The sequence below is a fragment of the Ilumatobacter sp. genome (genome assembly GCF_030065885.1).
Lineage (GTDB): Bacteria > Actinomycetota > Acidimicrobiia > Acidimicrobiales > Ilumatobacteraceae > Ilumatobacter.
This window is the reverse complement of the sequence record NZ_JASJCS010000026.1, coordinates 12,776-25,619: the sequence shown is the minus strand read 5'-3', so window position 1 is coordinate 25,619 and position 12,844 is coordinate 12,776. Positions and strand designations below refer to the sequence as shown.

The following is a 12,844-nucleotide window of genomic DNA, read 5'->3' as shown; positions in this document are numbered from 1 at the left end:
TCGGAGGATCGTCGATGAGTGACGGCTTCAGCGGAACGCAAGCGGCGAAGGTGGTCGGCATCACCTACCGGCAGCTCGACTACTGGGCTCGCACCGACCTGATCAGGCCGTCACTGTCCGACGCGAGCGGCAGCGGCAGCCGTCGGCGGTACAGCTACAAGGACCTGCTCGAGCTGCGCGTCATCAAGACGCTGCTCGACGCAGGCATCAAGCTCGAGTCGGTGCGCGACGTGTTCGCCTATCTCCGCGAGCACGTCACCACCGACATCGCGTCGGCGCACCTCGTCATCAACGGCAGCTCGGTCGTGCTCGCCCAGGGCGACGAGCTGATCGACGTGCTCGCCCAGGGGCAGGGTGTCCTCAACGTGTTGTCGCTCGCCGGCGTGAAGGACGAGGTCGACAGCCACGTCGTCTCGCTCGGGTTCGACCTGCCTGCCGCCGTCGCGCAGTAGGGCTCGATGCACCGGTCGCCGCTCGACGCGGTCCACCGCGGGCTCGGCGCCAAGATGGTGCCGTTCGGCGGCTGGGAGATGCCGCTCGAGTACACCGGCACGCTCGCCGAGCACATGGCGTGTCGACGTTCGGCGGTGGCCTTCGACGTCTCGCACCTCGGTACCGTCCGCCTCGCCTCGGTCGACGCGTACGACGTCCTCCAACGAACGCTCACCAACGACCTCGACAAGATCGAGCCGGGCCGCGCCCAGTACACCCACCTGCTCGACGGGTCGGGGTCGGTGCTCGACGACATCATCGTGTGGTGGCACCCCGGCGGTGACGTGTTCGACGTGATGCCGAACGCGTCGAACACCGACCGGGTGATCGCAGCCTTGGGCGGCGACGACATCACTGCGACCCGGGCGGTGATCGCCGTGCAGGGCCCCGCCGCTCGCGACCTGGTCGCCGGTGTGTTTCCCGAGGCCGCAGCAGTCGGGCGGTTCCGGGTCGACCGTTGCCGCTGGCGCGAGCACGACTGCGTCGTCGCCGGAACCGGCTACACCGGCGAGCCGGGCATCGAGATCGCCGTGCCCGCCGACGGAGCCACGTCGTTGTGGGAGGCCGTGACCGGGGCGGGTGTGCAACCGGCCGGGCTCGGTGCACGCGACACCCTGCGACTCGAGGCCGGGTTGCCGCTGCACGGCCAAGAGCTCGGCCCCGGCATCACGCCGCTCCAGGCCGGGCTCGGCTGGGTCGTCGCCTTCGACAAGCCGGCCTTCGTGGGTCGTGAGGCGCTGCTCGCCGAACGCACGGCCGGTCCGTCGCGCCGGCTGCGCGGCATCGTCACCGAGGGCCGCCGCCCGCCTCGAACCGGCTGCGACGTCTACCGCAACGGCGAGCTCGTCGGCACCGTCACGTCGGGCAACTTCTCGCCGGTGCTCGAACAGGGCATCGCGCTGGCGCTGCTCTCGCCCGACGCCGAGATCGGCGATCCGGTCGAGGTCGACGTCCGGGGTTCGCGCCTGCCCGGCGCCGTGGCATCGACGCCCTTCGTCTCGCGCTGACGCCCGCTGGCTCGCCTACGTCGACGCGGCCTTCTTCGCCGACGACTTCTTCGCCGACGACTTCTTCGCCGGGGTCTTCTTGGCGGGGGTCTTCTTCGCCGCAGCCTTCTTCTTCGAGGATGTCGTCTTCGTGCTGGTCTTCTTCGCCGGGCTCGTCGTCGCAGCTGCGGCCGGTGACGCCGTTGCGGGGCTGCGGCGCGAGTCGACCACGGGCTCGGTCGGCTCGGATCGCGCCGGCCCCGAGCCGCCCATCCCCGGCAGCTTGAGCCCACCGAACAGGCCACCTGCGCTCTCGGCGAACTGCGTGAGCGGTCCGAGGCGGCGGGAGACGTCGCCGATCGACTGCATGAACTCGCCGAGCTGTTCGGGCAGTGAGGCGAACCCGGGCGAGCTCAGCGTGCCGACCACCTTCTCGATGTTCGGCGCCGCGGTGCGCAGCGGACCCTCGAGGCGCCGCGTGATCTCGTCGGCCGTCTGCACGGTACGCGTGAGCTGGGGGATCATGGCCCGAATCGGCTCTTCCACGTCGGCGACGAGCCGGTTCACCCGGGTGGCCGTCTCGTTGAGGTTCTCCATCGTGCGGTTCAGGTTCTCGACGGCACGGATCAGCTCGTCGGCGCCACGCCGGAACTGCTCGACCGTTCGGATACCGCTCGCGATCGGGGCAGCGAGGATGTTGATCACGTCGGCGAGGCCGTCGTTGCGAACGCTGTCGTCGGTCATTGCCGCAGGCTAGGCCCGAACACGCACGCGTCCCTCACCTCAGCCCTCGTCGCCCGGCGCGGAGGTCGTGGGGCCGGCCGTCGTGGTCGTGGTCGGCGGCGGGGTCGTCGAGCTGGTGGTCGTGGTGGTCGTGGTGCTCGTCGACGATGCGGGCACCGTGGTCGTCGTGCTCGTCGTCGAGCTGGTCGTCGTGGTGGTCGACGTCGAACTGGTGGTCGTGGTGCTCGTGGTGCTCGACGTCGTCGGCGGCGCCGTGGTGGTCGTGGTCGTGGTCGTCGTGGTGGTGGTGGTCGACGTCGTCGTGGTCGTCGCTGGTGTCTCCCGGTACACCGAGAACAGCACCATCGGCCGGTAGCGCTCGGGGTTGTACCAGGCGTCGCGGGCCATGTCGCGCGCGTTGTTCGACACCGACACGAGCACCGAGCCGTACCCGTCGCGCCACGGCAGGACGTGCGCGTGGTAGGTGTTCTTCTTCGGGTCGCCACCCCGAGGTTCGAGATCGCGGTACTCGACCGTCGTCCACGGGCCCCACGGGTCGGGTGCGACGTCGATCGCCAGCTGGTCGCCCCAGTACCCGTCGACGGCGGTGGCGGCGACCCATTGCCCGCCGAGGTACCGCGGCTGCATCGGGTTCTCGGCGTAGTAGCGCTCGAGGATCGGCACGGCAGCGGCGGGATCGTCCGACCAGCCGTCGGCGGTCCGGTACTCCGGCTGCGTCGCGACCGCACCCCTCGGGACGCGCGCCAGCCACATCGCCGTCGCCGAGTGCGGTCCGTTCCAGAAGCCGCCCTCCCGGATCATGTTCTGCTCGAACGTGTTGCCGAACAGATACGTGTGGGTCTCGTCGCTGCTGACGGCGTACCCGTAGATCGGAGCCACCCCGCCGTTGGGTGCGGGCCAGAAGGCCAGCCGCTCGAGCGTCTCGGCGTCGTAGGTGGCGAGAAAGACCCGCTCGGGGTGCCACCCGAGACCCTGTGGCGGGTCGGGATCGTACGGGTCCTTGATCATCTCGGCCCAGAAGACCCAGAGTTGCCCGTCGACGAGTTCGCCACCCATCGGCCAGAACCACTTCGTCCTGACGCCACCGAGTCCGTCGCCCGGCTCGAACGAGGCGGGCCGCGCCGTCGTGCCGCGGTGCAGCAGTGTGAAGCACGAGCCCTCTTGCACCATGGCCGCGTTGTGCACGAACCGCGAGGCGGCCAGCGAGCTCGACGTTCCGGTGTGGTCGAGGAACGTGTCCTGGAACAGCCAGAGGAAGCGGTCGTCGCCGAGCGGGTACACGTGCTGGTAGTCCCAGCCGAGCACCGGACCGACACGTTCGGCGAGGAACGCATCGAGCGATCCGGCGAAGCGGTCGGTCGCGCACCCGACATCGGTCGCCACGTGGCCGCCCGCCGTGAGGCGAGTGCTCGCCGCCCACGGCGGGGGAGCCAGCGTCGTCGGCGGCGCCACGGCGGGTGGGTCGTCGGGTATCGGGCGGGCCGCCACACCGGGGTTGTCGAGGTCGATGTCGAAGACGTAGGCGTCCTGCAGGTCGAGGTCGCCGGGGTTCGTCCGCGGCGGGCGGACGAACGTCGTCGTGGTCCGGCCCGTGGTCGGCGACGCGGCGACCGTCGTGCTCGACAAGGACCCGGTGGTCCGGACCGTCGACACGGTCGACGAGGTGGTGGACGGATCGGTGCCGCCGGCAGTGGCGAGGCTGCCGTCGCTGCCGGCACCGAGTGCGACCGCGATCGCGGTGAGCGCGACGAGCGCGAGCGACACGCCCACGATGCCGATCCAGCGCGCCGGCACGCGGCGCAGCTGCTCGACCGCGGTCATCCGGACACGATACTGGCGGTACCGCCGCGGGCGCGGGCAATCAGCGGTTCACGGCGAATGCCTCGAGCGGCTCGCAGCTGCAGACGAGATGACGGTCGCCGTATGCCCCGTCGATCCGCGAGACCGGAGCGAAGTACTTGTCGAGCCGCAGGGACGACAACGGGAACGCGGCCTGCGATCGCGAGTACTTCCGATCCCACTCGCCGAGCAGATCTTCGGCGGTGTGCGGAGCGTGCCGCAGCGGGCTCTCGTCGATCTCGAGCGCCCCGTCCGCGACCTCGTCGATCTCGGCCCTGATCGCCAGCATCGCATCGCAGAAGCGGTCGAGCTCGCGGCGCTCCTCGCTCTCCGTGGGTTCGATCATCAGCGTGCCGGCGACCGGGAAGCTCATCGTCGGGGCGTGGAACCCGAAGTCGATCAGTCGCTTGGCGACATCGTCGACGCTGACACCCGTTCGCTTGGACAGCGGCCGGATGTCGATGATGCACTCGTGGGCCACGCGACCGTGCTCGCCGGTGTAGAGCACCGGATACGCATCCTGCAGCCGTGCGGCCACGTAGTTGGCGGCGGTGATGGCGATCTCCGTGGCTCGCCGCAACCCGGCCGCGCCCATCAGTGCGAGGTACACCCATGAGATCGGCAGGATGCCTGCCGATCCGAAGTTGGCTGCCGACACGGGCCCGACCGGCTGGTCGGCGTCACCGAGCGGGTCGCCGGGCAGGAACGGCGCGAGGTGTGCTCGCACGCCGATCGGGCCGACACCCGGCCCGCCACCGCCGTGCGGGATGCAGAACGTCTTGTGCAGGTTGAGGTGGCTCACGTCGGCGCCGAACCGGCCGGGCTTGGCGAGCCCGACCAGGGCGTTGAGATTGGCACCGTCGACGTACACCTGGCCGCCCGCGGCGTGCACCATCTCGCACAGGTCGCCGATGCCCGGCTCGAACACGCCGTGCGTCGAGGGGTACGTGACCATGATCGCCGCGAGACGATCGCCGGCGTCGTCGATGTGCGTGCGCAGGTCGTCGAGATCGACGTTGCCGTCGTCGTCGCAGCGGACCACGTGGACGTCCATCCCCGCCATGACGGCGCTGGCCGCGTTCGTGCCGTGTGCGCTGGCAGGGATCAGGCAGATCGTGCGCTGGTGGTCGTCGCGGCTGCGGTGGTACGCGCGGATCGCGAGGAGGCCCGCGAACTCGCCCTGGCTGCCGGCGTTCGGCTGCAGGCTGACCGCGTCGTAGCCGGTGATCTCGGCGAGCGCCGACTCGAGGTCGTCGACGAGTCGCCTGTAGCCGGCCGTCTGGTCCGAGGGAGCGAACGGGTGGATCGCGGCGAACTCGGGCCACGTGATCGGCTCCATCTCACTCGTCGCGTTCAGCTTCATCGTGCACGAACCGAGCGGGATCATCGTCCGATCGAGCGCCAGATCGCGGTCTGCGAGACGGCGCAGGTACCGCAACATCTCGTGCTCGCTGTGGTAGCTCGTGAAGGCTGCCTGCTGCAGGATGTCGTCGGTGCGCAACTGATCGCCGGCCAGCGAGACGTCGACGATCGGCGCAGCGGGCAGGGGAGCAGCCCCGAGACATGCGGCGACGGCGTTCACGGTCTCGACGCCGGTGGTCTCGTCGAGCGCGATCCCGACCGACCGGTCTCCCAGGTGCCGGAGGTTGATGCCGCGTTCGCCGGCCTCGGCGTGCACCGCCGGTGCATCAACCCCGTCGACCACGATCGTGTCGAACCAGGTGTCGTGGCGCAGGCTCAGCCCCGCAGACCGCGCACGCTCGGCGAGCAGGTTCGTGAGGCCGTGCACCCGCCGGGCGATCCGGCGCAATCCGTCGGGGCCGTGCCACGACGCGTACAGCCCGGCGATGTTCGCCAGCAGCACCTGGGCGGTGCAGATGTTGGACGTGGCCTTCTCGCGCCGGATGTGCTGTTCCCGCGTCTGCAGCGCGAGCCGGAGCGCAGGCCGGTCGGCGGTGTCGGTGCTGACGCCGACGAGCCGGCCGGGCAGCGCACGCGAGGCGGACTCGCGGACGGCGATGAAGCCCGCGTGCGGTCCGCCGAAGCCGAGCGGCACCCCGAAGCGTTGGGCGGAGCCGACTGCGATGTCGGCACCGAGGGCCCCGGGGGAGCGGAGCAGGACGCACGCCAGCAGGTCGGTGGCCACGATCGCCTGCGCGCCCAGATCGTGGACCTTGCCGATCGCGGCCGACCAGTCGGTGACCGCGCCGGTCGACGTCGGGTAGCTGAACAGCGCACCGAAGTAGCCGTCGCCCTCGTCGAGCAGGTCGACGTCGCCGACCACGAGCTCGACGCCCACCGGCTCGGCGCGGGTGGCGAGCACGGCGATCGTCTGCGGGTGGGTGTCGTGGTGCACGAAGAAGCGGTCGGGCGCACGGCGGGTCACACGCCGCGCCAGCGACATCGCCTCGGCGGCAGCGGTCGCCTCGTCGAGCAACGAGGCGTTGGCGATGTCGAGGCCCGTCAGGTCGCTCACCATCGTCTGGAAGTTGAGGAGAGCCTCCAGGCGGCCCTGGCTGATCTCGGGCTGGTACGGGGTGTAGGCGGTGTACCACGCTGGGTTCTCGAGCACGTTGCGGCGCACGACCGGCGGCGTGATCGTGCCGGAGTACCCCATGCCGATCAGGTTCGTGCGGACCTGGTTCTGATCCGCGATCGCTCGGAGCTCGGCGAGCACGTCCGTCTCGGACCGCGGCCGACCGAGATCGAGCTCGTCGGCGCGGATCGACGCAGGCACCGCCTCGTCGAGGAGCGACGCCACGTCGTCCACGCCAATCGTCGCCAGCATGTGGTCGAGATCGTGCCGTCGAGGTCCGATGTGGCGTCCGACGAAATCGTCGTCGTCGAACAGTTCAGCCAATGGTTGTGACACGGTGCCTCCGGATCGTGCGCGCTCCTCGTGCCCCCGCTGTCATCGGTACCTGAGAGTTTCGCCGACCTCGTCGGCTTTCCCCGTCGGCGAGACGGCGGTGCCGTCTGCTTTCCAGCGTTGCCTCGCCCGCCCGGTCCATCTGCCTGAGAGATTCCGGGGTGGTTGCTCCTTCGGCGCCGTCACCGACGAGTCGGCGACGCCTCTCCCGAGCGGGTTCTGCGACACCGAGCACGCTACACGCTGTCGCAGCCGGCCGTCATGACGGTGACGGATCCGAACTCCGACGCACGCAGCGCATCGATCTCGGCCCAGATGGGGTACTGCGTCAACGGAGCGGCACGCCACTCCATCAGCCTGACATTGTCGAACGTGAACTCGCCACGAAACGCGGCGTCCACGCTCAGCGTCACCATCACGGCGTCGGCCGTCAGCTCGTCGACCGGCGCGAACAAGGCGTCGTCGAGGTCGAGCGTGATGCGCTCCCAGCCTCCTTCGTCGCTGACGGAGAACGGTATGTCGGTCGTTCGCAGCTTCGTGGACTCGGGTTCGCTGGTGGGATCCGTATCGTCGACGTGGAAGACGTCGATGCGCGCAGACGCTGCCTCGCCGCGCTCGCGGCGTGCGCTCAGTTCGAGCGTGTAGCTCGGGGGTCGATCGATCGGCTGGTCGTCTTCGCCGTCGTACAGCCGATGCGCCGCGATGGTGGCCCGAGCCACGAATCGGGCGGACACGCGCCGGTTCGCGTTGGTCAACAAGCGAAGCGCGTCGTCGGTGGGGTCCGAGCTCTCACCTTGCACGACCGCCCAGGCGTCCGGATCGTTGGGAGTCACCCAGTGCATGGGCACGCCCCGCTGGCCGTCCGCGGTGACATCGTCGAATCCGCCCCAGTCGAACAGGTCGATGCCGTACTCGACGCCGGCGGGCAACTCGTCGGCGCGCACCGACAGGCAAGGTGGCAGCCGTGCCGATGCCTGCGGGCCGGCGCTGAGGGTCGACGTGCTCGATGCCGGCACGCGCCCGACACGGCCCGTGTTCCGCTCGAAGTCCACCCAGGCGGGCTCGACCCCGTCGATGCCATCGTCGACGAGGACGCTGTCGACCTCGAAGCCCGTGATCCGCTCGCTCTCCGCTGGCAGCGTCGAACGTGTGTTGACGAGGCGCACGATCCGTTCGGCAGCGTCACCGGCCACCGGAACGGGGCGGTAGTCGACGAGCATGACCGGGATCACGCGAACGTCGACGACGCCTGCGCTGTCGACGACGACACGGAGCATCATCGACGGGAAGGTCGAGAGGAAGTCCTGATCGAACACGAGGTTGCCGAGGCTGTACGCGATCAACGAACCCCGGTACCACTCGAGCCCCTGCAGCACGTGCGGATGATGGCTGACGACCATGTCGGCGCCGGCGTCGATCGCCCGGTGGGAGATGCGGCGGATGAACGAGCTCTTGACCTCGGCAAACTGGAAGCCGCCATGGAACTGGACGACCACCAGATCGGCCCCGGCGTCTCGCAGGGCACCGATCTCCTCGGCGACGGCCTCGCGGTCGTACCCTGCAGCACCGCCGTGGCCGCGACGGGCGATCCAGTCCTGCAGCTCGGGGTAGGCGTCGTCGGCCGTCAGCGCCGCCCAGAGCGCGGCCGCCCGTTCCGGAGCGAGCTGATCCTCGATGCGGAGATAGGCCTGCCAGGCGTCTCCGGCGCGCCGTTCGGCCGGTGGGAAGTGGCCCGGCGCACCATCGGTCCCGAATTCGAAGGACCGCTGCTCGTACTGCCATGCCTCGTCGGGCGGCAGGTCGCCGGGAACCTCGTCGCTCGTGAGCGGCAACTGGTCGTTCACGAAGCTGCCGTTGACCGTGGTCACCGACACGATGCCGAGTCGCCGTGCACCGGCATCGATGAGGGCGCCCTGGAGCGCCTCCTCGGCGGTGAACCCCGCACCGGTGTGCGGCATCCCGGCCCCGTCGAAGGCGTCGATGGTGGTTCGAACGCCGGGATCCCGCCAGTCGTACGCGTGGTTGTTCCCGAGCGTCACCAGGTCGACGCCGAGCTCGTCGAGCATGTCGGTCACGATCGGCGGCGACTGGAGCAGGAATCGCTTGCCCGGGTAGGCCTCATCCGCCGGGAGCGAACCGACCACGGTCTCGGCGTTGACGATCGTGACGTCGGCGGCACGCGAGATCGGTGCCAGGTCGGCGACGACGTCTCGAGCGGACGCCGCGTCCTGGGCGACTGCGGTGCCATCTCGAGTCGGTGCCTGGTAGCGCCGACCGAGCATGACGTCGCCGCCGAAGTGCAGCGTGGTCCGAGTGCCGTTGGAACCACTCCTCGCCAGGAGCGTGAGCGCCATCTCACGGTCGCGCGGGGAGATCGCCAACGGCTCGGGCAACATGCCGGCGGCCGTGACCACGCCGGCGATCGGACTGCTGATCTCGACCGTGAATCGACCGTCGTCGTCGGCTGTCGCCGACCCACCGGGCCACTCGAAGCGAGCTCCCTGCACGACCCGTCGAGACTCGTCGACCACCGTGACGCCGACGGCGGTGCGGACGTCGAACCGGCCGGTCTCCTGGGGCCCGAAGGTGCAGCCGACCGACAGCGCCATGACGACGGTGATCAACGCTGCCGACCGCTTCATGACGTCGACCAGCGTACGCCGCAATCTGCGCGCAACGCGTGACACCCCGTGGTCAGAAGCTCGGTGGGGGGCCGAGCACCGCCAGGATCAAGCGGTCGATTCCTCGAGCGGTCATCGCCGTGCGCTCGGGGTGATCGGGATCGAGGAGCTCCTCGTCGAACAGCGCGTAGGCGGTGCGGAGGAACGGGCGATCGCCGGCCTCCGCATCGGCGGCGGCCAAGTAATCGTCGCGGCTCGGATCCGTCCAGCGGACGTTGATGCCGTCGGCGTGGCGCCCCGCGATCCGGCTGAGCCGCCGGCTGTTGACGCCGACGATGCGAGTCGGCGGGGGAGTAGGCAGTGGAAACGTGTCGAACTGCTCGTCGCGATCGTCGCTCCACTGCTGGGCGCTCAGCTCGAGGACGTCGACGACGCGGGCGTGCCGGGTGTCGAGGTCGGGCTCGAGGTCGGCACCGACGGCTCGCTGCTCGGTCGCCCACGCGCTGGTGGGGGACGCCCCTGCGCCGAGTCCGAGGTGGACCTGGCGTCCGGCCACGAGCGCGACCGATGCCGCAGCCGCCACCAGCGTGCCGACCTGCCGGTTCCAGACGTTGGCCACCAGCACGCCGAGCTCGACCTGCGTCGTGGCCTCGGCCAGCGCACCCAGGCTGGCGAACGTCTCGAGCATCGACGTGCCGCCCAACGCCACGCCGGCGAGGTGGTCGAACACCCAGACCGCACCGAACCCGGCGGCCTCCGCGGCGAGCACTGCATCTCGGTACGACGCCCAGTCGGTGTTGCCTGGGCTCAGCTGGATGTCGAGCACCGTCATCGCGACAGCGTACGGTCGCCGCGGCCGCTGCAGCGGCGGTCCCGATCGTCGGTCAGGCCGCGCGGGAGGCTTCGTTCGAGCACTGGTCGATGGCCTTGACCAGCGGATACGGGTTGATCGCCGCGCCGCCCTTCGGGTGCACTTCGAAGTGGAGGTGCGGCGTGCCCGAGTTGCCGGTGCTGCCGACGTAGCCGACCAGCTGACCGGCCCGGACAGGAACGCCGACCTCGATGCCCTCGGCCACCTGGGTCATGTGGGCGTAGAAGAAGGCCGTGCCGTCGGCCATGGTGATGCGCACGCCGTTGCCGGCGAGCGAACCCGGGTAGTCCGTGTACACCTTCGTGATCTTGCCGTCGGCAGCGGCGTACAGCTCTTTGCCCTCCGGCGCGATGATGTCGACGCCGAGGTGGAGGCGGCCACCGCCGCGCGGATAGTGCCACGTGTCGCCGTAGTAGCACTTGCCCTGCACCGGGAAGACCTCGAGCGTGACGCTGCTCGACTCGGGCGCCGTGGGCGCGGGCGCCTTGACCAGCCCCAGCGCGGCCGCCGTCGAGTCGTTGACCTTGCCGGTCACCTTGAGGCCCTGCTGGCGCTGGTAGTCCATGACCGCCGCGCTGGTGCCGGCACCGAACACACCGTCGACACCGCCGCGCACCGAGACGCCGGCCTGCACGAGCGCCGACTGCAGGTCGGCCACACGCTGCCCCTTCTCGCCGTACGCCGCATAGCCGCCGGCCTCGGTGCTGCTCGTCACGGGAGCCTTCGGGTTCTCGAGCGCCTCGATGGTGTCCGCGTTGACGACGCCGGTCGCCTCGAGGCCCTGCGACGTCTGGAACTCCCTGAGTGCCTGCGCGGTCGCGGGGCCGAAGATGCCGTCCGCACCGCCCCGGACCTTCACGCCGGCCTCCATCAGCGCCGACTGGAGCTGCTTCACCGACGAGCCGAGCGAACCGGCCTTCAAGCCCACGAGCGGACTGGCCTTCGCGACGCTGTGCACAGCGGACTCGGACTCGAGCGCCGTGGCCGTTGCTGCGTCGACTCGCCCGGTCTGCTCGAGCCCCGCGCTGGCCTGGAACTGTTCGACCGCCGCCCTCGTCGCGGGGCCGAACACGCCGTCGGCGCCGCCGCGGACCGTCATGCCCGCCGCCAGCAGCGCACGCTGGAGCGCCTCGACGTCCGAGCCGAGCGAACCGTACTTGAGGCCGACCAGGGGAGAGGACGAGTCACCCGACCCACTCGGCGTGTCGCCGGAGCTCGTCGCCTCGCCACCGCCGGCCGGCACAGCGGCATCGAGCGCGCTGGCCGTGGCCTCGTCGACGATCGCGTTCGCCGGCAGGTCGACCGAGTACTGGAACGAGCTGAGTGCGTTGGCGGTGAGCACGCCGAAGATCCCGTCGGCGCCGCCGACGACGCGGAAGCCGGCGTCGATCAACTGCTGCTGCAGCTGCTGGACCGCCGTGCCCCGCGACCCGATCTTCAGACCGACGAGGGGAGAGGCCGGCGCAGCGGGCGCCGGCGCACCGGCATCATCGGTTGCGGCAGGCGCCGCCGGAGCCTCGCGCACCGCACCGAGCGCCGCAGCGGTCGCGGCGTCGACCCGGCCGGACTCGGCGAGACCCTGCTGCTGCTGGAACGAGCTGAGCGCAGCGGCGGTGCCGGGGCCGAAGATCCCATCTGCGCCACCCGCCGGGTCGAGCCCTGCGGCGATCAGCTGCTGCTGGAGCTGCTTCACGGCGTCGCCCCGGTTCCCTTGCGTCAGCCCGAGCAGAGAGCTCGATGCGAGGCCGAGCGCCAGCGCGGTGGCGTCGTCGACCACACCCGTCGCCGACAGACCCTGGGAGGACTGGAACGACTTCAGCGCCGCCTCGGTGCCGGGACCGAAGATGCCGTCCACGCCGCCCGAAACCGACACGCCCTGGTTCACGAGCGCCTGCTGCACCGAGCGCACCGCGTCACCGCGGGCACCGCGGGAGAGACCGGAGACCGCGACCGCCGGCGCGTCCGCCGAAGCGCCGGGGGAGACGCTCGCGAGGGGTGCCAGCGACAACACGACGCCACAGGTGACGGCTCGAATCAGATGGGTACGGAACTTGTGCATGGAACTGCGGCCTCCTCCAACAGGGACAGTTCGATATCGGTCAGCCCGCACTGCCGCTGGAACCGACGATCCGGCCGTGAGCGAGGCGAACGGCATGGCTTCGGGCCCTGCGACTCGTCCATTCTTGACCATTCGCAGACACTTTGTCGATCGCGTGACGCAATATTGACATAACGGAGATTATGGGCGGCAGCCCGGACTGAGCCGTGTCTGCGGCTGTCCGACGCGATTGACCCTCTACTTGAGGTGCATCCCCATTGCCTTCGCCCATCAATCTCCACTGGCATCCGCACGTCGGCGGCCACCCCGTCGGATCGCTCTCCCTCGCGGCCTGCCTACCTGGAGGTTTCGGCTCGGGCGTCG

General features: G+C 70.2%; 8 protein-coding genes and 1 riboswitch. Of the genes, 2 read left to right on the top strand and 6 right to left on the bottom strand.

Annotation, left to right across the window (positions count from 1 at the left end; translation table 11 throughout):
• Positions 1-14: 14 nt before the first annotated feature.
• Complete coding sequence (locus QNJ12_RS08100) at positions 15-452, top strand: MerR family transcriptional regulator (RefSeq protein WP_300621353.1); 438 nt, start codon at positions 15-17, stop codon at positions 450-452.
• A 6-nt stretch (positions 453-458) separates the two neighbouring features.
• Entirely contained in the window at positions 459-1,499 is a 1,041-nt protein-coding gene (gene gcvT / locus QNJ12_RS08095) for a glycine cleavage system aminomethyltransferase GcvT (protein WP_300621350.1), read from the top strand.
• A gap of 15 nt (positions 1,500-1,514) precedes the next feature.
• Here the strand turns inward: gcvT and QNJ12_RS08090 are convergent, their stop codons facing one another.
• The 6 genes from QNJ12_RS08090 to QNJ12_RS08065 all read right to left on the bottom strand — a co-directional run bounded on the left by QNJ12_RS08090 (position 1,515) and on the right by QNJ12_RS08065 (position 12,481).
• Positions 1,515-2,222, bottom strand: a complete 708-nt coding sequence (locus QNJ12_RS08090; protein WP_300621348.1) for a hypothetical protein — start codon at positions 2,220-2,222, stop codon at positions 1,515-1,517.
• Positions 2,223-2,261: 39 nt separating this feature from the next.
• The gene (locus QNJ12_RS08085) at positions 2,262-4,043 is read right to left on the bottom strand and encodes a hypothetical protein (protein WP_300621346.1); all 1,782 of its coding nucleotides are present in this window, start codon (positions 4,041-4,043) and stop codon (positions 2,262-2,264) included.
• A 40-nt stretch (positions 4,044-4,083) separates the two neighbouring features.
• Entirely contained in the window at positions 4,084-6,933 is a 2,850-nt protein-coding gene (gene gcvP, locus QNJ12_RS08080; protein ID WP_300621343.1) for an aminomethyl-transferring glycine dehydrogenase, read from the bottom strand.
• Between the two features lie 121 nt (positions 6,934-7,054).
• Positions 7,055-7,151, bottom strand: a riboswitch (glycine riboswitch).
• Positions 7,152-7,166: 15 nt separating this feature from the next.
• Positions 7,167-9,572, bottom strand: coding sequence for a CapA family protein (locus QNJ12_RS08075; protein WP_300621340.1), 2,406 nt, complete (start codon positions 9,570-9,572; stop codon positions 7,167-7,169).
• A 52-nt stretch (positions 9,573-9,624) separates the two neighbouring features.
• Positions 9,625-10,383: an LLM class flavin-dependent oxidoreductase gene (locus tag QNJ12_RS08070; RefSeq protein WP_300621337.1), complete on the bottom strand. Its 759-nt coding sequence runs from the start codon at positions 10,381-10,383 to the stop codon at positions 9,625-9,627.
• 52 nt (positions 10,384-10,435) lie between these two features.
• Entirely contained in the window at positions 10,436-12,481 is a 2,046-nt protein-coding gene (locus QNJ12_RS08065; protein ID WP_300621335.1) for a peptidoglycan-binding protein, read from the bottom strand.
• Positions 12,482-12,844 lie beyond the last annotated feature (363 nt).

Bases quoted from the DNA above. Each gene is read 5' to 3' on its own strand.
- QNJ12_RS08100 (WP_300621353.1), top strand. From the start codon at position 15: ATGAGTGACGGCTTCAGCGGAACGCAAGCGGCGAAGGTGGTCGGCATC.
- gcvT (WP_300621350.1), top strand. From the start codon at position 459: ATGCACCGGTCGCCGCTCGACGCGGTCCACCGCGGGCTCGGCGCCAAG.
- QNJ12_RS08090 (WP_300621348.1), bottom strand. From the start codon at position 2,222: ATGACCGACGACAGCGTTCGCAACGACGGCCTCGCCGACGTGATCAAC.
- QNJ12_RS08085 (WP_300621346.1), bottom strand. From the start codon at position 4,043: ATGACCGCGGTCGAGCAGCTGCGCCGCGTGCCGGCGCGCTGGATCGGC.
- QNJ12_RS08075 (WP_300621340.1), bottom strand. From the start codon at position 9,572: ATGAAGCGGTCGGCAGCGTTGATCACCGTCGTCATGGCGCTGTCGGTC.
- QNJ12_RS08070 (WP_300621337.1), bottom strand. From the start codon at position 10,383: ATGACGGTGCTCGACATCCAGCTGAGCCCAGGCAACACCGACTGGGCG.
- QNJ12_RS08065 (WP_300621335.1), bottom strand. From the start codon at position 12,481: ATGCACAAGTTCCGTACCCATCTGATTCGAGCCGTCACCTGTGGCGTC.